Origin of the sequence: Acidovorax sp. 210-6 (assembly GCF_010020825.1) — a bacterium.
In the GTDB taxonomy this organism is placed as follows: Bacteria; Pseudomonadota; Gammaproteobacteria; order Burkholderiales; family Burkholderiaceae_C; genus Simplicispira; species Simplicispira sedimenti.
Genome location: NZ_JAACJE010000001.1, coordinates 3,105,227 through 3,125,456, shown reverse-complemented (window position 1 = coordinate 3,125,456; position 20,230 = coordinate 3,105,227). Strand labels below are relative to the sequence as shown.

17 protein-coding genes are annotated in these 20,230 nt (G+C 64.9%); 12 read left to right on the top strand and 5 right to left on the bottom strand.

All coding sequences use genetic code 11. From position 1 onward, the window contains the following. Position 1 precedes the first annotated feature (1 nt). The 4 genes from GWK50_RS14500 to ugpB form a co-directional block, all read right to left on the bottom strand. The gene (locus GWK50_RS14500; protein ID WP_162017080.1) at positions 2 to 1,009 is read right to left on the bottom strand and encodes a sn-glycerol-3-phosphate import ATP-binding protein UgpC; all 1,008 of its coding nucleotides are present in this window, start codon (positions 1,007 to 1,009) and stop codon (positions 2 to 4) included. A 63-nt stretch (positions 1,010 to 1,072) separates the two neighbouring features. Then, on the bottom strand, positions 1,073 to 1,924 hold the full coding sequence (gene ugpE, locus GWK50_RS14495) for a sn-glycerol-3-phosphate ABC transporter permease UgpE (RefSeq protein WP_162017079.1): 852 nt from the start codon (positions 1,922 to 1,924) through the stop codon (positions 1,073 to 1,075). A 2-nt stretch (positions 1,925 to 1,926) separates the two neighbouring features. After that, on the bottom strand, positions 1,927 to 2,808 hold the full coding sequence (gene ugpA, locus GWK50_RS14490) for a sn-glycerol-3-phosphate ABC transporter permease UgpA (protein ID WP_162018132.1): 882 nt from the start codon (positions 2,806 to 2,808) through the stop codon (positions 1,927 to 1,929). Positions 2,809 to 2,880: 72 nt separating this feature from the next. Further along, positions 2,881 to 4,188, bottom strand: a complete 1,308-nt coding sequence (gene ugpB / locus GWK50_RS14485) for a sn-glycerol-3-phosphate ABC transporter substrate-binding protein UgpB (protein ID WP_162017078.1) — start codon at positions 4,186 to 4,188, stop codon at positions 2,881 to 2,883. Between the two features lie 289 nt (positions 4,189 to 4,477). Between ugpB and serA the strand changes: the two genes are divergently transcribed. The 3 genes from serA to GWK50_RS14470 all read left to right on the top strand — a co-directional run bounded on the left by serA (position 4,478) and on the right by GWK50_RS14470 (position 10,277). Then, positions 4,478 to 5,707, top strand: coding sequence for a phosphoglycerate dehydrogenase (serA, locus tag GWK50_RS14480; RefSeq protein ID WP_162017077.1), 1,230 nt, complete (start codon positions 4,478 to 4,480; stop codon positions 5,705 to 5,707). A 197-nt stretch (positions 5,708 to 5,904) separates the two neighbouring features. After that, the gene (locus GWK50_RS14475; protein WP_162017076.1) at positions 5,905 to 9,819 is read left to right on the top strand and encodes an FAD/FMN-binding oxidoreductase; all 3,915 of its coding nucleotides are present in this window, start codon (positions 5,905 to 5,907) and stop codon (positions 9,817 to 9,819) included. Continuing rightward, positions 9,819 to 10,277 (top strand): HIT family protein, encoded by a 459-nt coding sequence (locus tag GWK50_RS14470; RefSeq protein ID WP_162017075.1) that lies wholly within the window; start codon positions 9,819 to 9,821, stop codon positions 10,275 to 10,277. The genes GWK50_RS14475 and GWK50_RS14470 overlap by 1 nt, the downstream gene beginning before the upstream one ends. Here GWK50_RS14470 and GWK50_RS14465 read toward each other — a convergent pair. Then, positions 10,243 to 11,106 carry a DUF6544 family protein gene (locus GWK50_RS14465; protein WP_197905021.1) on the bottom strand — a complete coding sequence of 288 codons (864 nt, stop codon included), beginning with the start codon at positions 11,104 to 11,106 and terminating at the stop codon, positions 10,243 to 10,245. The genes GWK50_RS14470 and GWK50_RS14465 overlap by 35 nt on opposite strands. 120 nt (positions 11,107 to 11,226) lie before the next feature. Between GWK50_RS14465 and GWK50_RS14460 the strand changes: the two genes are divergently transcribed. The 9 genes from GWK50_RS14460 (at position 11,227) to aspS (ending at position 20,201) form a co-directional block, all read left to right on the top strand. Beyond that, the gene (locus GWK50_RS14460; RefSeq protein WP_162017074.1) at positions 11,227 to 11,667 is read left to right on the top strand and encodes a DUF971 domain-containing protein; all 441 of its coding nucleotides are present in this window, start codon (positions 11,227 to 11,229) and stop codon (positions 11,665 to 11,667) included. Positions 11,668 to 11,808: 141 nt separating this feature from the next. Further along, the gene (gene ubiE, locus GWK50_RS14455) at positions 11,809 to 12,540 is read left to right on the top strand and encodes a bifunctional demethylmenaquinone methyltransferase/2-methoxy-6-polyprenyl-1,4-benzoquinol methylase UbiE (protein WP_162017073.1); all 732 of its coding nucleotides are present in this window, start codon (positions 11,809 to 11,811) and stop codon (positions 12,538 to 12,540) included. Between the two features lie 39 nt (positions 12,541 to 12,579). Beyond that, positions 12,580 to 13,575 (top strand): Tim44-like domain-containing protein, encoded by a 996-nt coding sequence (locus GWK50_RS14450; RefSeq protein WP_162017072.1) that lies wholly within the window; start codon positions 12,580 to 12,582, stop codon positions 13,573 to 13,575. Positions 13,576 to 13,635: 60 nt separating this feature from the next. Continuing rightward, positions 13,636 to 14,205 (top strand): hypothetical protein, encoded by a 570-nt coding sequence (locus GWK50_RS14445; RefSeq protein WP_162017071.1) that lies wholly within the window; start codon positions 13,636 to 13,638, stop codon positions 14,203 to 14,205. Then, on the top strand, positions 14,202 to 15,770 hold the full coding sequence (ubiB, locus tag GWK50_RS14440; RefSeq protein ID WP_162017070.1) for a ubiquinone biosynthesis regulatory protein kinase UbiB: 1,569 nt from the start codon (positions 14,202 to 14,204) through the stop codon (positions 15,768 to 15,770). The genes GWK50_RS14445 and ubiB overlap by 4 nt, the downstream gene beginning before the upstream one ends. A gap of 103 nt (positions 15,771 to 15,873) precedes the next feature. Continuing rightward, positions 15,874 to 17,331, top strand: a complete 1,458-nt coding sequence (locus GWK50_RS14435) for a sodium:solute symporter family protein (protein WP_162017069.1) — start codon at positions 15,874 to 15,876, stop codon at positions 17,329 to 17,331. Between the two features lie 101 nt (positions 17,332 to 17,432). Next, positions 17,433 to 17,723, top strand: a complete 291-nt coding sequence (locus GWK50_RS14430) for an FmdB family zinc ribbon protein (protein ID WP_162018130.1) — start codon at positions 17,433 to 17,435, stop codon at positions 17,721 to 17,723. Between the two features lie 7 nt (positions 17,724 to 17,730). Beyond that, on the top strand, positions 17,731 to 18,351 hold the full coding sequence (locus tag GWK50_RS14425) for a DUF502 domain-containing protein (RefSeq protein WP_162017068.1): 621 nt from the start codon (positions 17,731 to 17,733) through the stop codon (positions 18,349 to 18,351). 38 nt (positions 18,352 to 18,389) lie between these two features. After that, complete coding sequence (gene aspS / locus GWK50_RS14420) at positions 18,390 to 20,201, top strand: aspartate--tRNA ligase (protein ID WP_162017067.1); 1,812 nt, start codon at positions 18,390 to 18,392, stop codon at positions 20,199 to 20,201. Positions 20,202 to 20,230: the final 29 nt, after the last annotated feature.

Genomic DNA, 20,230 nt, shown 5'->3' with positions numbered 1-20,230 from the left:
CTCATAGCCGCTTGCCCGTGCTGGCGTCAAACCAGTGCAGGCGGTCTTCGCGTGGGCGCACGCGCAGGGTGCTGCCGGGCAGCGGGGCGCTGGCGCCTTCTTCCACGCGCACGATCAGTGGCTCGTCGCCCAGGCGGGCATAGATCAGGCGCTCCGCGCCCAGCAGTTCCACGGTGTCCACGTGCAGTTCCCAGCCCTCGCTGGCCACCACGTCCAGGTGTTCGGGGCGGATGCCCAGGGTCTGGCCTGGTTTGCCGCCGGGGGCCTGCTGCAGCAGGTTCATGGGCGGCGCGCCGATGAAGCTGGCCACAAAGGTGCTGGCCGGGCGGTGGTACACCTCCTCGGGCGTGCCGAACTGTTCCATGTTGCCGCCGTTCATCACGATCATGCGCTGCGCCAGCGTCATGGCCTCGACCTGGTCGTGCGTGACGAACAGGCTGGTGATACCCAGTTCGCGGTGCAGTTTTTGAATTTCCAGCCGTGTTTGCGCGCGCAGCTTGGCGTCCAGGTTGGACAGCGGCTCGTCGAACAGGAATACCTGCGGCTGGCGCACGATGGCGCGGCCCATGGCCACGCGCTGGCGCTGGCCGCCCGAGAGCTCGCGCGGCTTGCGCTCCAGCAGGTGGCCCAGCTCCAGGATTTTGGCGGCCTTGTCCACCCGCGTCTTGATTTCGTCCTTGGGCACCTTGGCGATCTTCAGGCCGTAGGCCATGTTGTCGAACACGCTCATGTGCGGGTACAGCGCGTAGTTCTGGAACACCATGGCGATGTCGCGCTCGGCGGGTTCGAGCTGGTTGACCACGCGGCTGCCGATGGCGATCTCGCCGCCGCTGATCTCCTCCAGCCCGGCCACCATGCGCAGCAGCGTGGATTTGCCGCAGCCCGAGGGGCCCACGATGACGACGAACTCGCCATCGTGGATTTCGGCATTCACGCCGTGGATCACCTGGTTGGCCTTGGGCCCGTGGCCGTAGCGCTTGACGATGTTGCGCAGCGAGATGGATGCCATGTTTTTGCTATAAAAAGTGTAGCTGTTTGCGCTTTGTAGATAAGCGCTGGAGCCAAATTTTGCTTATTTTTCCGAGTCCACCAGACCCTTGACGAACCATTTCTGCATGAGCAGCACCACCAGCGCGGGCGGGATCATGGCCAGGATGGCCGTGGCCATGACGATGTTCCAGTCGTTGGCGGCGTCGCCGCCCGAGATCATGCGCTTGATGCCCATGACCACGGGGTACATGGATTCGTCGGTGGTCACCAGCAGCGGCCAGAGGTACTGGTTCCAGCCGTAGATGAACTGAATGACGAACAGCGCCGCGATGCTGGTGCGTGACAGCGGCAGCAGCACGTCCCAGAAAAAGCGCATGGGCCCGGCGCCGTCCACGCGCGCGGCCTCCACCAGCTCGTCGGGCACGGTCAGGAAGAACTGGCGGAACAGGAAGGTGGCCGTGGCCGAGGCAATGAGCGGCACCGTGAGACCGGCATAGCTGTTGAGCATGCCGAGGTCGGAGACCACCTGGTAGGTCGGGCCGATGCGCACCTCCACCGGCAGCATGAGCGTGACGAAGATGGCCCAGAAGAAGAACATGCGCCCCGGAAAGCGGAAATAGACGATGGCAAAGGCCGACAGCAGCGAGATGGCGATCTTGCCGATGGCGATGACCAGTGCGGTGACCAGGCTCACCGCCATCATGCGGCCCACGGGCGCGGTAGAGGCCGCGCTGCCGCTGGTGCCGTTGATGGCGTGGGTGTAGTTTTCGATCAGGTGCGGGCCGGGCAACAAGGGCATGGGGGTCTGCACGATCTCCTGCGCCGTGTGCGTGCTGGCCACAAAGGTGATGTAGAGCGGGAAGGCGACCACGATCACACCCAGGATGAGCACCAGGTGCGAGATGGCGGTGGCGAGGGGGCGGCGTTCAACCATGGTCAGTAGTTCACTTTGCGTTCCACGTAGCGGAACTGGATGATGGTGAGCACCACCACAATGGCCATCAGCACCACCGACTGCGCGGCCGAGCCGCCCAGGTCCAGCGCCTTGAAGCCGTCGTAATACACCTTGTAGACCAGGATGGCCGTGTCCTTGCCGGGGCCGCCCTCGGTCGTGGCGTCCACGATGGCGAAGGTGTCGAAGAAGGCATAGACGATGTTGATGACCAGCAGGAAGAAGGTGGTGGGCGAGAGCAGCGGGAAGACGATGCTCCAGAAGCGCCGCCACGGCCCTGCGCCGTCGATGGCGGCGGCTTCGATGAGCGACTTGGGAATGGATTGCAGCCCCGCCAGGAAGAACAGGAAGTTGTAGGAAATGTGCTTCCACACGGCGGCAAACACGATCAACGCCATGGCCTGGTTGCTGTTGAGCAGGTGGTTCCATTCCACCCCGATCTGGCGCAGCGCATAGCTCACGATGCCGATGGACGGCGCAAACATGAACAACCACAGCACCCCGGCCACGGCGGGTGCCACGGCGTAGGGCCAGATCAGCAGCGTCTTGTAGAACGACGCGCCGCGCACCACGCGGTCGGCAAACACCGCCAGCGCCAGCGACAGCACCAGGCCCAGCACCGCCACCAGCACCGAGAACACAGCCGTGGTCTTGAAGGACGCGATGTAGCTTTCGTCACCCCACAGGCGTTGGAAATTCTCCAGCCCGACCCATTCGACCGAGGTGCCAAAGGCGTCCTGCTGCTGGAGCGACTGCACCAGCGCCTGGCCGGCGGGCCAGAAGAAGAACACGGCGATCACCACCACCTGCGGCGCCAGCAGCACGGCGGGGAGCCACCAGCTCTTGAAGCGCACCCGTTTTTCTATGGTCAAAAGAGGACTCCTGCATCAAAAACGGCCGGGCATGGGACCCGGCCGTGTTGCGAATGGACCCAAGGCTTACTTGTTGGCCTTCTGGAAGCGCTCCAGTTGCTCGTTGCCGCGCTTGACGGCAGCGTCCAATGCTTCCTTGGCCGTCTTCTTGCCGGCCCAGACCAGCTCCAGCTCCTCGTCCATGATGGCGCGGATCTGGTTGAAGTTGCCCAGGCGCACACCACGCGACTTGTCGGTGGTCTTGCGGATCATCTGGTTCACGGCCGTGTCGGTGCCGGGGTTCTGCTTGTAAAAGCCTGCCTTCTCGGTCATCTCGAACGAGGCCAGGGTGATGGGCAGGTAGCCCGTGCGCTGGTGGCTGGCAGCCTGTACTTCGGGGTTGGTCAGGTAATGGAAGAACGCAGCCACGCCCTTGTATTCCGCGGGCTTCTTCCCGGCCATGACCCACAGCGATGCGCCGCCGATGATGGTGTTCTGCGGTGCGCCCTGCACGTCGGGGTAGTAAGGCAGGGGGGCAATGCCGAATTCGAACTTGGCGTTCTTCTTGATGCTGGCGTAGGTGGACGAGCTGCCCGTCTGCATGGCGCATTCACCCGAATAGAACGGCGCATCGCCCTTGTTGCCACGGCCGCGGTAGTGGAACAGGCCCTGCTTGGCCATGTTGGACAGGTTCTCGATGTGGCGCACGTGCAGCGGGCTGTTGAAGGCCAGGCGCGCGCTGGTGCCGCCAAAGCCGTTGTTCTGCGTCGCAAACAGGGTGTTGTGCCAGGTGGAGAAGCTCTCCAGCTGCGTCCAGCCTTGCCAGCTGGTGGTGAACGGGCAGGTCACGCCCGAGGCCTTGAGCTTGGCGGCGGCCGACACCAGTTCGGGCCAGGTGGCGGGCGGCTTGTTGGGGTCCAGACCGGCCTTCTTGAACAGGTCCTTGTTGTAGTTGAGCACCGTGGTCGAGCTGTTGAAGGGGTAGCTCAGCATTTCGCCGCTGGGGGCGGTGTAGTAACCCACCACGGCCGGGATGTAGGCCTTGGGGTCGAACTTGTGGCCAGCATCCGCCATGACCTTGCCCACGGGCACCACGGCGCCCTTGGCCGCCATCATGGTGGCGGTGCCCACTTCGTACACCTGCAGGATGTGCGGCGCGTTGCCCGCGCGGAAGGCAGCGATGGAGGCCGTCATGGACTCGTCGTAGGTGCCCTTGTAGGTGGGCACGATCTTGTAGTCCTTCTGGCTGGCGTTGAAGTTGTTGGCGATGTCCACCACCCAATCATTCAGCCCGCCGGTCATCGAATGCCACCATTGGATTTCGGTCTGTGCAAAGGCGGCGTTGGAGCCCATGGCGGCCAGGGCGGCGCTCAGGGCCAGCGTACGGAATTTCATGCGGTTGCTCCTTGGGGAAAGGTAGGACAGTGAAAAGCAAACAGCGTATGGCGAAATTGTTACAGAAAGAAGTCGTCACACCCGCGAAGGGCCTTTGTAACCACGCCGGGGCGTCTGGAGTGACCGGGTAAACCCCGGTATGCAGGTGCAAACCCCTTGCCCCTGACGCTGGTAGTGGCGCCTCTCCATAAGGCGGTTTTGTGCGCCGCACCATGCTAGGATGGCCCGCCATCCCGAAGCTGGGCGCCCCTGTGGCGGGCCGCCTGCGCTTCACCGACCCAGGACTGCCATGAACCCCACCTCGCTCGACAAAAGCAAGATCAAGTTTCTGTTGCTCGAAGGCCTGCACCCCTCTGCCTTGCAGGTGCTGCAAAACGCCGGTTACAGCCAGATCGAATCCCTCTCCGGTGCACTGCCGCAGGACGAACTCATCCAGCGCATCGCTGATGTGCACTTCATCGGCATCCGCTCGCGCACCCAGCTCACGGCCGAGGTGCTGGCACACGCGCACAAGCTCGTGGCCATCGGGTGCTTTTGCATCGGCACCAACCAGGTGGACCTGAACGCCGCGCGCGACCGGGGCATCGCCGTGTTCAATGCGCCCTATTCCAACACCCGCTCGGTGGCCGAGCTGGTGCTGGCCGAGGCCATTTTGCTGTTGCGCGGCGTGCCTGAGAAAAACGCCGTGGCGCACCGCGGTGGCTGGCTCAAGAGTGCCGAGAACGCCTTCGAGGCACGCGGCAAGACGCTGGGCATCGTGGGCTATGGCGCCATTGGCTCGCAGCTCTCGGTGCTGGCCGAGGCGCTGGGCATGCAGGTGGTGTTCCATGACGTGGTGGCCAAGCTGCCGCTGGGCAACGCACGCCAGGCGGCCAACCTGAAGGACCTGCTGGCGCAGAGCGACATCGTCTCGCTGCATGTGCCCGAGCTGCCGTCCACGCAGTGGATGATCGGCGCCGCCGAAATCGCCGCTATGAAGCCGGGCAGTATCCTCATCAACGCCTCGCGCGGCACGGTGGTCGAGATCGAGCCGCTGGCCGATGCGCTCAAGGCTGGCAAGCTGCTCGGCGCGGCGGTGGACGTGTTCCCGGTCGAGCCGCGCACCAACAAGGATGAATTCGTCTCGCCCCTGCGCGGGCTGGACAACGTCATCATCACGCCGCACATCGGCGGCTCCACGCTGGAGGCGCAGGCCAACATCGGCGTGGAAGTGGCCGAGAAGCTCGTGCGCTACAGCGACAACGGCACGACCACCTCGTCGGTCAACTTCCCGGCCGTGGCCCTGCCGGCCCAGAGTGGCAAGCACCGTCTGCTGCATGTGCACCGCAACGTGCCGGGCGTGCTGTCCGAGATCAACCGCATCTTCTCCGACAACCAGATCAACGTGTCCGCCCAGTACCTGCAGACCAACGAGGCCATCGGCTATGTGGTGATCGACATCGATGCCGAATCGTCCGAACTGGCGCTGCAAAAGCTCCAGCAGGTGCCGCACACGCTGCGCTGCCGCGTGCTGTTCTGATCGACTGGGCCTGTCCGCTGCGCAGTGGCAACGGGCTGGCCGGGGATGCGTCGCCTGCGCTGCAGCGGGCGATGCGTCAATTTTTTAGAATGTCAGGTTCCGAGTCTCCCAGGCTGTAGCCTGCGCACAGCGTTTTGCCCCGGCAAACCCGTTGAGCGCAGGCCCGAGGCGCACTGCCCTAACCCAGGTTCCACCGAATGAATGCCCCCACCGCGTTGGCCGCCCTCACGGCGCAGGCCCCCGAACCCGTGCGTTTGCGCGAGATTCCCTACAACTACACGAGCTTTTCGGACCGCGAGATCGTCATCCGCCTGCTGGGGATGAAGGCCTGGGGCACCCTGCAGCAGCTGCGCCAGGAGCGCCAGACCGGCCGCTCGGCGCGCATGCTCTACGAGGTGCTGGGCGATATCTGGGTGGTGCAGCGCAACCCCTACCTGCAGGACGACCTGCTGGACAACCCCCAGCGGCGCCGCCAGCTGGTGCAGGCGCTGGAGCACCGCCTGGGTGAGGTGCAAAAGCGCCGCACCCCCGACAAGGATGCCGCGCGCGACGCGCTGGTGGGCGAGCTGCTGGAGGCCGCACGCGCTGCGGTGGGGCGGTTTGACGCCTCGTTCCAGCAGACGGCCGAACTGCGCCGCAAGGCACGCCGGGTGCTGGGGCGGCTGACGGCGGGCGACAACATCAAGTTCGACGGCCTCTCGCGCGTGAGCCATGTGACCGACGCGACCGACTGGCGCGTGGAATACCCCTTCGTGGTGCTGACCCCCGACACCGAGGCCGAGATGGCCGGGCTGGTCAAGGGCTGCTTCGAGCTGGGGCTGACCGTCATCCCGCGCGGGGGCGGCACGGGCTACACCGGCGGCGCCATTCCGCTGACCGACCGCAGCGCCGTCATCAACACCGAAAAGCTCGAGGCCATGACCGAGGTCGAGATGGTGCGCCTGCCCGGGCTGGACCGCGAGGTGGCCACCATCTGGACCGAAGCCGGTGTGGTGACCCAGCGCGTGGCCGATGCCGCCGAGCGCGGCGGCTACGTGTTTGCCGTGGACCCCACCAGCGCCGAGGCCTCGTGCATCGGCGGCAACGTCGCCATGAACGCGGGCGGCAAGAAGGCCGTGCTGTGGGGCACGGCGCTGGACAACCTGGCGAGCTGGCGCATGGTGACGCCTGACGCGCAATGGCTGGAGGTGGTGCGCCTGGACCACAACCTGGGCAAGATCCACGACGCTGCCATGGCCAGCTTTGAGCTGCGCTACTTCGAAGCCGACGGCAAGACACCGGTGCGCACCGAGCGGCTGGACATTCCCGGCGCGCAATTCCGCAAGGAGGGCCTGGGCAAGGACGTGACCGACAAGTTCCTGTCGGGCCTGCCAGGGGTGCAGAAGGAGGGCTGCGACGGCCTCATCACCAGCGCACGCTGGGTGGTGCACCGCATGCCCGCGCACACGCGCACCGTGTGCCTGGAATTCTTCGGCAATGCCAAGGACGCCGTGCCCAGCATCGTCGAGATCAAGGACTTCATGTTCGCCGAGCAAAAGCGCTCGGGCGTGGTGCTGGCCGGCCTGGAACACCTGGACGACCGCTACCTCAAGGCCGTGGGTTATGCCACCAAGTCCAAGCGCGGCGGGCTACCCAAGATGGTGCTGGTGGGCGACATCGCCGGCGACGACCAGGACGCCGTGGCCCGCGCCACCAGTGAGGTGGTGCGCATCGCCAACTCGCGCAGCGGCGAGGGCTTTGTGGCCATCAGCCCCGAGGCACGCAAGAAGTTCTGGCTGGACCGCAAGCGCACGGCGGCCATCAGCCGCCACACCAACGCCTTCAAGATCAACGAGGACGTGGTGATCCCGCTGCCACGCATGTGGGAATACACCGACGGCATCGAGCGCATCAACATCGAGCTGTCGCTGCGCAACAAGCTGCGCCTGTGCGACGAGCTGGACGCCTTCCTGCGCCGGGGCAACCTGCCGCTGGGCAAGACCGACGACGCCAGCGAGCTGCCCAGCGCCGAGCTGCTGGAAGACCGCGTGCAGCAGGCCCTGGCCCTGGTGGCCGAGGTGCGTGGCCTGTGGGCGCAGTGGCTGCGCGAGGTGGACACACTGTTCCCGCAACTGCAGGACCACAGCCTGCGCGCCAGCTGGAAGACGCAAATCCGCGCCCCGCTGCAGCAGATCTTCAATGGTGGCGCCTTTGCGCCCCTGCTGGCCGAGTGCACGGCCATCCACCAGCGGGTGCTCAAGGGCCGCGTGTGGGTGGCGCTGCACATGCACGCGGGCGACGGCAACGTGCACACCAACATCCCCGTCAACAGCGACGACTACGAGATGCTGCAGACCGCGCACGAAGCGGTGGGGCGCATCATGCACCTGGCGCGCAGCCTGGGCGGCGTGATCTCGGGCGAGCACGGCATCGGCATCACCAAGCTGGAGTTTCTGTCCGAAGACGAGCTGCGCCCCTTTGCGCAGTACAAGCAGCGCGTCGATCCCCACGGCCGCTTCAACAAGGGTAAGTTGCTACGAAATCAGGAGCATTCAGCGCTTGCTGAGAAAGCGTCAGAGGCCAAAAATGCCCAGGATTCCTTGCCGCTGTTCGCCGACCTGACCAACGCCTACACGCCCAGCTTCGGCCTCATGGGGCACGAGTCGCTGATCATGCAGCAGAGCGACATCGGCGCCATTGCCGACAGCGTGAAGGACTGCCTGCGCTGCGGCAAGTGCAAGCCCGTGTGCGCCACGCATGTACCGCGCGCCAACCTGCTGTACTCGCCGCGCAACAAGATCCTGGCCACCTCGCTGCTGGTCGAGGCCTTTTTGTACGAAGAGCAGACGCGCCGGGGCGTGAGCATCAAGCACTGGCAGGAGTTCGAGGACGTGTCCGACCACTGCACCGTGTGCCACAAGTGCTACACGCCTTGCCCGGTGAAGATCGACTTTGGTGACGTCACCATGAACATGCGCAACCTGCTGCGCAAGATGGGCAAGAAGAGCTGGCGCCCCGGCAACAAGCTGGCCATGGCCATGCTCAATGCCACCAATCCCGACACCATCAAGCTGCTGCGCGCCGCCATGGTGGGCGCGGGCTTCAAGGCGCAGCGCATGGCGGTGGACGTGCTGCGCAGCATCTCGCGCCGCCAGACGCAGCGCCCGCCTGCCAGCGTGGGCCCGGCGCCGGTCAAGGAGCAGGTGATCCACTTCGTCAACAAGAAGCTCCCCGGCGGTCTGCCCACCAAGACAGCACGCGCGCTGCTGGACATCGAGAACAAGGACTACGTGCCCATCATCCGCGACCCGGCCACCACCACGGCCGACACGGAGGCGGTGTTCTACTTCCCCGGCTGCGGCTCTGAGCGCCTGTTCAGCCAGGTGGGCCTGGCCACGCAGGCCATGCTGTGGCATGCGGGCGTGCAGACCGTGCTGCCGCCGGGCTACCTGTGCTGCGGCTACCCCCAGCGCGGCAGCGGCCAGTTCGACAAGGCCGAGAAGATGATCACCGACAACCGGGTGCTCTTCCACCGCGTGGCCAACACGCTCAACTACCTGGACATCCAGACCGTGGTAGTGAGTTGCGGCACCTGCTACGACCAGCTCCAGGGCTACGAGTTCGACAAGATCTTCCCGGGCTGCCGCATCATCGACATCCACGAATACCTGCTCGAAAAAGGCATCACGCTGCCGGCTGGGCAGGGCGGCTACCTGTACCACGAGCCCTGCCACAACCCCATGAAGCAGGGCGACTCGATGAAGACCGTGCGCGCCCTGGTGGGCGACAAGGTGCTCAAGAGCGAGCGCTGCTGTGGCGAATCGGGCACGCTGGGCGTAACCCGGCCCGACATCTCCACCCAGGTGCGCTTTCGCAAGGAGCAGGAAATCCGCAAGGGCGAAGCGCAACTGCGCGCCAGCGGCGCCGTGGGCGCGCAGGACAACATCAAGATCCTGACCAGCTGCCCGAGCTGCCTGCAGGGCATCACGCGCTACCAGGACGACCTCTCCACCGGCCTGCTCGAAGCCGACTACATCGTCATCGAGATGGCCAAGCAGATCATTGGCGAGAACTGGCTGCCCGAGTACGTGGCCAAGGCCAACGCGGGCGGCATCGAGCGGGTGCTGGTGTGATGACCTGTCCGCTGTGCATGACGGACGGCGGACAGCTGGTTTGGCGCGGCACGCACCTGCGCGTGATCCGCGCCGACGAGCCGGGCTTCCCGGCGTTTTACCGCGTGGTCTGGAACGCCCATGTGGCCGAGTTCTCCGACCTGACGCAGGCCGAGCGCCGGCACTGCATGGACGCCGTCACGGTGGTCGAGCAGGTGTTGCGCGAGCACTTGGCACCCACCAAGGTCAACCTCGCCGCCCTGGGCAACATGGTGCCGCACCTGCACTGGCATGTGATTGCGCGCTTTGGCTGGGACAGTCATTTCCCTGCACCCATCTGGGCGGCAGCCCAGCGCGGGCGCGACAGCGCCCAGGAAGACGCCCTGCGCGAGCGCCTGCCTGCGCTGGATGGGCAGTTGCACGCGCGCTTGCAGGCGGCTGTGGCTATGGCCGGGGGGGCGGAAATCGCAAGGCCGTGACCTCGGCCTTGAAGAAGGGGAAGTAGGCTTCGGTGCCGTAGTGATTGCCCGCCTCGACGCGCAGCGGAACGCGAAAACCCTGTACCGGCTGAAACTGGGACGGCACGGCCCCAAAGGGTTGCTCGCGGTACATGCGCTCCGCATTGGCATTGCTCCAGCGCATGAACTGCACATGCAGTGGCTGCCCTTGGGCGTCCACGTGCAGGTCCACGGCCTGCTCCAGCCCCTGGTGGCGCACAGTCACCCGGGCACTGTGCTCTGAAAGAGCTTTCCACTCGACCCCGGGGCCGGGCAGCAAGGCCGCCGGCGTCCACAGCAAAGCCTCGGCCACGTAACGGCCAAAGGCTGACCGCGTGTGGTCGTCGTCCCCGCCCTGGCGCGCCACAGGCACCAGCCCCAGCAGGCGAAAACGGGTCCAGTGACCGGCATCCGATCCCGAAACGGGCAGCGCACCGGGCAGTTTCAGCTGCCAGACAAAGCCGTGCGGTGCCGCCAGTATCTGCCAGGCCTGCATGGGCTGGTAGCGGGGCTGCTCCTTGCTGCCCAGGCTGAACTGGCCGCCCATGTCGATCTCGGCTACCGTCCACAGCCTGGCACCCTCTTCAATGCTGAATTGGAAGAATCTGCGTGCGGGCTCCGGCAGCTCCGCCACCATGGCGTGGTTGAAGCGCCCGGGGTCAGAGGGCTGCAAGGCCGCCAGGCGAAGCCACTCTTGTCTGTCGGCTCGGGCGTCGTGCCAGCGCAGCAGCGCCAGCGCCGTCAGCATTAGGGCGGCAAGGGTTGCAAAGGTCAGCAGCAGGGGCATGGTGTATGAATGGCGCGAGGGCATGGCAGCGCATCGTATGCCAAGCCAGTGCCACAGGCTTGCCTGCGCTGGCGGGCTGGGCATTGGCGCAGTGGGACAATAGGGCTCTTTCTGGCACAGGCCCATGTTCTCAGGCAGGTATCCATGGCAGGTCTCACTTCCGGCTCACCCACCCCCCAATCCATCACCGTACACGGCCAGTCGCGCCAGTTGGAGCTGGTGTTCTCCGACGGCGCTGCATTCCGCCTGCCGTTTGAGCTGCTGCGCGTCTATTCCCCATCGGCCGAGGTCATGGGCCATGCCCCTGGCCAGGAGGTGCTGCAGACGGGCAAGCGGAATGTGGAAATCGCCGACATCGAGCCCGTGGGCAACTACGCCGTCAAGCTTCAGTTCTCGGATGGGCACGACAGCGGCATCTACTCCTGGGACTACCTCTACGCGCTGGGCCAGCACCAGGCTGCGCGGTGGGAGGATTACCTGCGCCGCCTGGAGGCTGCAGGGGTGGACCGGGACACCCCCATGCCTGGGCGCAAGCCCTCCCATGGCCATGGATCGGGGTGCGGCTCCGGTTCCGGCTGTGGCTAAAGCCAATTTGCAACACTTCGCGCGCTATCATTTTTATAGCTGATGGCGCTTTATCGATAAGCCTTGGATGCCGCTAAGGCTTTAGAATCCTATATCCCACGCATTCGCGGGGTTGAACCCTTCACCGCTAGCATTTCCACCATGAGCACCACGCATTTCGGTTTCCAGTCGGTCGATGAGAAAGAAAAGGCACGCCGTGTGCGCGGAGTGTTCGACTCGGTCGCGTCCAAGTACGACCTGATGAACGACCTGATGTCCGGTGGCCTGCACCGCGCCTGGAAGGCCTACACCGTGATGGTGGCCAACCTGCAGGAAGGCCAGCAGGTGCTGGACATTGCCGGGGGCACGGGCGACCTGTCGCTGGCTTTTGCCCGCAAGGTGGGCGCCAGTGGCCGTGTGGTGCATACCGACATCAACGAAGCCATGTTGCGCGTGGGTCGCAACCGACTGATCGACAAGGGCGTGGTGTTGCCCACCCTGGTGTGCGATGCGGAGCAGCTCCCGTTTCCCGACCAGCACTTTGACCTGGTCAGCGTGGCCTTTGGCCTGCGCAACATGACGCACAAGGACATTGCGCTGCGCGAGATGTGCCGCGTGCTCAGGCCCGGCGGCAAGCTGCTGGTGCTGGAGTTCTCGCGCGTGGCCCAGCCATTGGCCAAGCCCTACGACTGGTATTCCTTCAACATCCTGCCGCGCCTGGGTCAACTGGTCACGGGCGATGCCGACAGCTATCGCTACCTCGCCGAATCCATCCGCATGCACCCCGGTCAGGAAGAGCTCAAGGCCATGATGCACGAGGCCGGTTTCGGCCATGTGGACTACCACAACATGACTGGCGGCGTGGTCGCCCTGCATGTGGGTATCAAGTGTTGAGTTGAGATAGCAAGTGTGACTTCCAAGGAGATCCCCGCCATGAAAACCCTTTTGTCTGCCCTGTTTGTGCTGGCCCTGGTGTTCGTCCAGCCTGAAGCGCAGGCCAAGCGCCTGGGCGGAGGCAAATCGATGGGCCAGCAGTCCAGCAATGTGACGCAACGCGATGCCACCCCCCCGGCTGCACCAGGGGCTCCCACACAGAATGCCGCTGCACCGGCCAAGCCCGCAACGCCTGCGGCTGCGCCGCAGGCCGCCCCCAAAAAGCCCTGGGGCGCCATGCTGGGCGGCCTGGCGGCAGGCCTGGGCCTGGCCTGGCTGGCCCACAGCCTGGGCATGGGGGAAGGTTTCGGTCAGTTTCTGTTGGTGTTGTTGGTCGCCGTGGCGGCCTTCGCGGTCATCCGCATGGTGATGCGCGGCCGCAAGGCGCCTGCCGTGGCGGGTGGTGCGCCTCTGGCCTTCCAGGGGGCGGGCGCGCCTGCGGCCTCTCCCCAGGAGGCGTCGGTGCCGCGTGACTACAGTCCCGCCAATGTGGGCAACGACGCTTCGGCGCGTCCTTGGGAGCGCAGCAGCATGGCGTTCGAGGCGCAGCGCCAGGCGGGTGCGGGCTCTGTCATCGGTTCGGCACTGGGTGGTTCGCAAAACTGGGGCGTGCCTGAGGGTTTTGACGTGGCGGGCTTTACCGAAGCTGCGCGGCGCAATTTCATCACCCTGCAGGCTGCGTGGGACAAGGCCGATGTGGCCACCCTGCGCTCCATGATGACCGACGCCATGCTGGACGAGATCCGCAGCCAGCTGGCCGAGCGCGAAGCCCAGGGCGCAGGCCAGCCCAACCAGACCGATGTGGTCATGCTGGAGGCACAGTTGCTCGGTATCGAGGATGTGGGCAACGCCTACATGGCCAGCGTCGAGTTCTCGGGCCTGATCCGCGAGGAGCCCTCGGCCGGCCCCAGCCCGTTCCGTGAAGTCTGGAACATGACCAAGCCCAAGGAAGGGCGCAGCGGCTGGCTGGTGGCGGGCGTGCAGGCGCTGCAGTAAAGCCGTGTATTTGACCGGATCATGCGCCTGAGCGCGCGGTTCGGGGAATAATCGGGGACTATGGCAACACAGTCCCCTTTTTCTTTTGTCGGCAGCGTGTTCGAGCGCATGGCCGCAGGCACGCAGCCCCCGCAGTGGCTGGTGCACGAGGTGCAGCACCGCGTGGTGTTGCTGCTCAACCATGTCTTGATGCAGGAAAGCGCGGCCACCCAGCGGCTGGTTCCGAGCCGTGGGCGGGTGGTGCGCATGCAGTGGCGCCATTTCTTCATGGCGCTGCGGGTCACACCGGCGGGCCTCTTTGATCTGGCACCCCCAGCGGCCACGCCCGATCTGCGCCTGGAGGTCATGCAGGCGTCGCCCCTGGATCTGGCGCAGGCCGCACTGCGCGGAGAACGCCCGAGCGTGCGCATTGATGGGGATGTGCAGTTTGCCGGCGATATCCAATGGCTGGCCGACAACCTGCGCTGGGATGTAGAGGACGATCTGGCGCGCCTGATCGGGGACGTGCCTGCGCACACCCTGGCCAATCTGGCGGGCAGCGCGGCGCAGGCCTTGCGCGGCTTTCTGCAGGACCGTGTGCCGCCCGCTGGTGGGCCGTCGGGCTGGTCCGTGGAACGTACCACTCCATGAAGCAATTCTTCCGAGGGGCCACCATCGTCTGGGTGGTGCTGCGTTTTGGCCTGGACGAGCTGGTGCTCACCAGCTTCCAGAAGCCCTGGCTGCGCCTGCTGGCGCGCACCGTGTCGGTGGGGCGCGACCTGAGTGCGCCGCGCGGGCAGCGTCTGCGTGAGGCGTTGGAGCGGCTGGGGCCGATTTTTGTGAAGTTCGGCCAGGTGCTGTCCACGCGGCGCGATCTGATGCCGCCGGACATCGCCGATGAATTGGCGCTGCTGCAGGACCGGGTGCCGCCGTTTGACCCCGCCGTGGCCATTGCCACCATTGAGCGCGCCTTCAAGCGACCCATTGGCGAGGTGTTCGAGCATTTCGAGCGTGAGCCGGTGGCCAGCGCCTCCATTGCCCAGGTGCACTTCGCTCGCCTGCGTGACCGCAAGGGCCAGCAGCACGAGGTTGCTGTCAAAGTGTTGCGGCCGGGCATGCTGCATGTCATCGAGAAAGACCTGAGCCTCATGCGCATGATGGCGGGCTGGGTGGAAAGCCTGTCGGCCGATGGCAAGCGCCTCAAGCCGCGCGAGGTGGTGGCTGAGTTCGACAACTACCTGCACGACGAGCTGGACCTGGTGCGCGAGGCCGCCAATGCCGCGCAGTTGCGCCGCAACATGGAAGGGCTGAACCTCGTGGAAGTGCCCATCATTCACTGGGACTTCTGCCACCCCGAAGTGATGGTGATGGAACGCATGAATGGCGTGCCCATCAGCCAAGTGGATCGTCTGCGCGAAGCGGGGGTCGATATTCCCAAGCTGGCGCGCGACGGGGTGACCATCTTCTTCACCCAGGTGTTTCGCGACGGATTTTTCCATGCGGACATGCACCCCGGCAACATCCAGGTCAGCCTGGACCCGGCCACTTTCGGGCGCTATATTTCGCTGGACTTTGGCATTGTGGGCACGCTCACCGAGTTCGACAAAGAGTACCTGGCGCAGAACTTCACCGCGTTTTTCCGGCGCGACTACAAGCGCGTGGCCGAGCTGCACATCGAAAGCGGCTGGGTGCCGCCCGAGACCCGCGTCAACGAACTGGAGGCCGCGGTGCGCACGGTGTGCGAGCCGTATTTCGACCGACCCCTGAAGGAAATATCCCTGGGCATGGTGTTGCTGCGGCTGTTCCAGACCTCGCGGCGCTTCAATGTGGAGATCCAGCCCCAGCTGGTGCTGCTGCAGAAAACCCTGCTCAACATCGAAGGCCTGGGTCGCCAGCTCGACCCCGACCTGGACCTGTGGAGCACGGCCAAGCCCTTCCTGGAAAAGTGGATGCTGGACCAGCTTGGCCCCCAGCGCCTGCGCCGCGAACTGCGCGACCAGTTGCCGCACTACGCCAAGATCCTGCCCGCCTTGCCCCGACTCTTGCACGACCACCTGCAGCGCCAGGGGACGCCCCAGCAGCAGCGTGAGCTGCTGGAGTTGCTGCGCGAGCAACGGCGCACCAATCATCTGTTGCAGGGACTGCTGTACTCGGGCTTGGGGTTTGTGCTGGGCCTGATCGTGATGCAGATCATCGTGCGGGTGCGGGTTTTCTAGGGGTTTCTTCCCATCTCGGTGGTGCCCGGTCCCGTTGTGCAACGGATGCGCAGATAATGCGCGTCGTTTTGTCATAACCACCACCTACATCGCGGAGCGGCGCATGCTGGTCACCTTCATCGTTCTGTATTTGCTCGCATCCATTGCCATCGGCCTGTATGCCGCCACGCGCGTGCACAACACTGCGGACTATGCGGTGGCGGGCCGCAGCCTGCCGCTGGCCGTGGTGATTGCGACCACGTTCGCGACCTGGTTTGGCTCCGAGACGGTGCTTGGCGTCTCGGCGCGGTTCGTCGATGGCGGGCTGGGCGCTGTGGTCGAGGACCCGTTCGGTGCGTCCATGTGCCTGGTGCTGGTCGGCCTGTTCTTTGCCTACCGGCTCTACCAGAAGAACCTGATCACGCTGGGTGACTACTACCGCCAGCGTTTCGGGCGGTCCATCGAGGTGCTGTGTTCCGCCATCATCATCTTCAGCTACCTCGGCTGGGTTGCCGCGCAGATCACGGCCCTGGGTCTGGTCTTCAACCTGCTCACGCAGGGCGCCATGTCCATCACCGCGGGCATGGTGCTCGGTACGCTGGTGGTGCTGGTCTATACCTTGTATGGTGGCATGTGGTCGGTGGCGCTGACCGATTTTGTGCAGATGATCGTCATTGCCCTGGGCCTGATCGCCATCGCCTGGTTTGCTGCCGATCTGGCCGGTGGCGCCGGCAAGGTCATCGACTATGCTGCGCGCGAAGGAAAGTTCCAGTTCTTTCCCAAGGATGGGGGGATGAAGGAGTGGTCCTTCTTCATTGCGTCGGCCATCACCATGATGCTGGGTTCCATTCCGCAGCAGGACGTGTTCCAGCGCGTCATGTCCTCCAACAGTGCCAGCACGGCGCGCACCGGCCCGGTGATCGGTGGCGTGCTCTACCTGCTGTTCGCCTTCATCCCGATGTTCGTGGTCACCTCTGCCATTTTGATCATGCCCGAGACGGCACAGGCCCTGCTGAAGGACGATCCGCAGAAGGTGCTGCCCACGCTGGTCATGGAGCGCATGCCGCTGGTATTGCAGATTGCCTTCTTTGGTGCGTTGCTGTCGGCCATCATGTCCACGGCGTCGGCCACGCTGCTGGCGCCATCGACCACCTTCGTCGAGAACATCCTGCGCAACCTGCGTCCAGGCATGAGCGATGCCATGACGCTCAAGGCCATGCGGGTGTCCGTGCTGGTGTTCACGGGCTGTGTGCTGACCTATGCCATCACCATGCAGGGCACGTCGATCTATGAAATGGTCTCTGGTGCCTACCAGGTGCCGCTGGTGGGGGCGTTCGTGCCGCTGGTGTTCGGCCTCTATTGGAAGCGCGCCACCACGCAGGGCGCTTTGATGGCGGTGGCCATGGGCCTGGGTGTGTGGTTGCTGTTCGTGGCCAGTGCATCGCTGTCGGAGGCGTTCCCGCAGCAACTCGCCGGGTTGCTGGCTGCCTTGGTGGGCATGGTGGCGGGCTCGCTGCTGCCGCAGTTCGTGCCGGACCACAAGGGGCATGTGCACCATTACGAGGGCAGCGCCGGGGCCTGAATCGGGCGGTAACCGTGCAGCTCTGGTTGCGGCCTTCCGGCTTGAAAGCAGGGAGGCCGCCTATAATTGAAGGCTTTGCACTAACAGTCCAGGCTCGCGATATGCCAATCTATGCCTACAAATGCGGCTCCTGTGGCCATGCCAAGGATGTGCTGCAAAAAATCTCGGATCCTCTGCTGACCACCTGCCCGGCCTGTGGGGCGGAAGCCTTTTCCAAACAGATCACGGCTGCCGGTTTCCAGCTCAAGGGCTCGGGCTGGTATGCGACCGATTTCCGTGGCGGTAGTAGCGGTGCTGCAGCCGGTTCCGGCGAATCTGCGCCCGCAGCCGCAAAGGAATCCTGCGCCAGCTGTCCGGCTGCCGCTGCGGCCAGCCCGGCCGCGTCGAGTTGAGCCCCAGATGGCTCCCTTGCGCAAGTGGCTTTTCACTGGTCTGCTGGTGATCGTTCCTGGGGCGATCACCATTTCGGTGCTTCACTGGATCGTCGGCATGCTGGACCAGACGCTGCTGATCCTGCCCGAGGCCTGGCATCCGGACCGCTTGCTGGGTTTCCACATCCCCGGTTTCGGGGTTCTGCTGACGCTGCTCATTCTGCTGGTGACCGGTGCGGTGGCCAGCAACTTTGCCGGGCGCAAGCTGGTCGCCTGGGGCGACCACCTGGTCAGCCGCATCCCGGTGGTGCGGTCGATCTATTCGATCGTCAAGCAGGTGTCGGACACCCTGTTTTCCGAAAGCGGCAATGCCTTCCGCACCGCGGTGCTGGTGCAGTGGCCGCGCGAGGGGGTGTGGACAGTGGCCTTCGTCACCGGCGCACCCAGCGGCGAGGTGGCTGCTTACCTGCGCGATGAATTCGTCAGCGTGTACGTGCCCACCACGCCCAACCCGACGGGCGGGTATTTCGTGATGGTGCGCAAGAGCGATTGCGTCGAACTCGACATGAGTGTCGATGCGGCTTTGCGCTACATCGTTTCCATGGGCGTGGTCGCGCCGGTTGACCCCGTTCCCGCAACAATCAAGTAACCTTTTTTATGCGCCACGACGGCGCCGGAAGTTTTGCCATGGCCATGCGTTCCCACTACTGCGGTCTAGTCACTGAAGCCCTGCTGGGCCAAACCGTCACCCTGGCTGGCTGGGTCAATCGCCGCCGCGACCATGGCGGCGTGATCTTCATCGACCTGCGTGACCGTGAAGGCTCCGTGCAGGTGGTGTGCGACCCCGACCGCGCCGAGATGTTCAAGACCGCCGAGGAAGTGCGCAACGAGTTCTGCGTGCAGGTGGTGGGCCTGGTGCGCGCGCGCCCCGAGGGCACGACCAACGACGGTCTCAAGAGCGGCAAGATCGAGGTGCTGTGCCACGAGCTCAAGGTCCTCAACCCCTCCGTCACGCCGCCGTTCCAGATGGACGACGAGAACCTGTCGGAAACCACGCGCCTCACGCACCGCGTGATGGACCTGCGCCGCCCGCACATGCAGCGCAACATGATGCTGCGCTACAAGACGGCCATCCAGGTGCGCAACTTCCTGGACAAGGAAGGCTTCATCGACATCGAGACGCCCATGCTGGGCAAGAGCACGCCCGAGGGCGCGCGCGACTACCTGGTGCCCAGCCGTGTGCATGACGGCCAGTTCTTCGCGCTGCCCCAGTCGCCCCAGCTCTACAAGCAGATGCTGATGGTGGCCGGTTACGACCGCTACTACCAGATCACCAAGTGCTTCCGCGACGAAGATCTGCGCGCCGACCGCCAGCCCGAGTTCACGCAGATCGACTGCGAAACCTCGTTCCTGAGCGAAGAGGAAATCCGCGCCATTTTCCAGCGCATGATCAAGGAAGTGTTCCAGCAGCAGTTGGGCGTGGACCTGGGCGAATTCCCCACCATGACCTACCAGGAAGCGGCGCACCGCTTCGGCTCCGACAAGCCCGACCTGCGTGTCAAGCTCGAATTCACCGAGCTGACCGACGTGATGAAGGACGTGGACTTCAAGGTGTTCTCCGGCGCCGCCAATATGAAGGGCGGCCGCGTGGTGGCCCTGCGCGTGCCCGGTGGCTCGGTCGAAGGCGGCGGCATCAGTCGCGGCGAGATCGACGGCTACACCGAGTTCGTGAAGATCTACGGCGCCAAGGGCTTGGCCTACATCCGGGTGAACGACCTGTCCAATGGGCGCGATGGTCTGCAGTCGCCCATCGTCAAGAACATCCACGACGCCGCGCTGGCTGAAGTGCTCAAGCGCACGGGCGCGCAGAACGGCGACCTGCTGTTCTTCGGCGCCGACAAGGAAAAGGTCGTCAACGACGCCATCGGCGCGCTGCGCCTCAAGATCGGCCACAGCGAGTTCGGCAAGAAGAACGGCCTGTTCGAGAACCGCTGGGCGCCGCTGTGGGTGGTGGACTTCCCCATGTTCGAGCACGACGAAGAGGAAGACCGCTGGGTGGCCGTGCACCACCCCTTCACCAGCCCCAAGGACGGTCACGAGGACCTGATGGACACCGATCCCGGCAAGTGCCTGGCCAAGGCCTACGACATGGTGCTCAACGGCTGGGAGCTGGGCGGTGGTTCGGTGCGTATCCACCGTGCAGAAGTGCAGAAGAAGGTGTTCGACGCCCTCAAGATCACGCCCGAGGACGCCCAGGCCAAGTTCGGCTACCTGCTGGACGCCTTGCAGTACGGCGCGCCCCCGCATGGCGGCTTGGCCTTTGGCCTCGATCGCCTGATCACGCTCATGACGGGCGCCGAGTCGATTCGCGACGTGATCGCCTTCCCCAAGACCCAGCGCGCCCAGGACCTGCTGACGCAGGCACCGTCGCCCGTGGACGAGAAGCAGTTGCGCGAGCTGCATATCCGCCTGCGCAACCCCGACGCGGCCAAGGCCTGAACCCGGCCATGGGGCAGAATCAGGGGCGC

Bases quoted from the DNA above. Each gene is read 5' to 3' on its own strand.
- GWK50_RS14500 (WP_162017080.1), bottom strand. From the start codon at position 1,009: ATGGCATCCATCTCGCTGCGCAACATCGTCAAGCGCTACGGCCACGGG.
- ugpE (WP_162017079.1), bottom strand. From the start codon at position 1,924: ATGGTTGAACGCCGCCCCCTCGCCACCGCCATCTCGCACCTGGTGCTC.
- ugpB (WP_162017078.1), bottom strand. From the start codon at position 4,188: ATGAAATTCCGTACGCTGGCCCTGAGCGCCGCCCTGGCCGCCATGGGC.
- serA (WP_162017077.1), top strand. From the start codon at position 4,478: ATGAACCCCACCTCGCTCGACAAAAGCAAGATCAAGTTTCTGTTGCTC.
- GWK50_RS14475 (WP_162017076.1), top strand. From the start codon at position 5,905: ATGAATGCCCCCACCGCGTTGGCCGCCCTCACGGCGCAGGCCCCCGAA.
- GWK50_RS14470 (WP_162017075.1), top strand. From the start codon at position 9,819: ATGACCTGTCCGCTGTGCATGACGGACGGCGGACAGCTGGTTTGGCGC.
- GWK50_RS14465 (WP_197905021.1), bottom strand. From the start codon at position 11,106: ATGCCCTCGCGCCATTCATACACCATGCCCCTGCTGCTGACCTTTGCA.
- GWK50_RS14460 (WP_162017074.1), top strand. From the start codon at position 11,227: ATGGCAGGTCTCACTTCCGGCTCACCCACCCCCCAATCCATCACCGTA.
- ubiE (WP_162017073.1), top strand. From the start codon at position 11,809: ATGAGCACCACGCATTTCGGTTTCCAGTCGGTCGATGAGAAAGAAAAG.
- GWK50_RS14450 (WP_162017072.1), top strand. From the start codon at position 12,580: ATGAAAACCCTTTTGTCTGCCCTGTTTGTGCTGGCCCTGGTGTTCGTC.
- GWK50_RS14445 (WP_162017071.1), top strand. From the start codon at position 13,636: ATGGCAACACAGTCCCCTTTTTCTTTTGTCGGCAGCGTGTTCGAGCGC.
- ubiB (WP_162017070.1), top strand. From the start codon at position 14,202: ATGAAGCAATTCTTCCGAGGGGCCACCATCGTCTGGGTGGTGCTGCGT.
- GWK50_RS14435 (WP_162017069.1), top strand. From the start codon at position 15,874: ATGCTGGTCACCTTCATCGTTCTGTATTTGCTCGCATCCATTGCCATC.
- GWK50_RS14430 (WP_162018130.1), top strand. From the start codon at position 17,433: ATGCCAATCTATGCCTACAAATGCGGCTCCTGTGGCCATGCCAAGGAT.
- GWK50_RS14425 (WP_162017068.1), top strand. From the start codon at position 17,731: ATGGCTCCCTTGCGCAAGTGGCTTTTCACTGGTCTGCTGGTGATCGTT.
- aspS (WP_162017067.1), top strand. From the start codon at position 18,390: ATGGCCATGCGTTCCCACTACTGCGGTCTAGTCACTGAAGCCCTGCTG.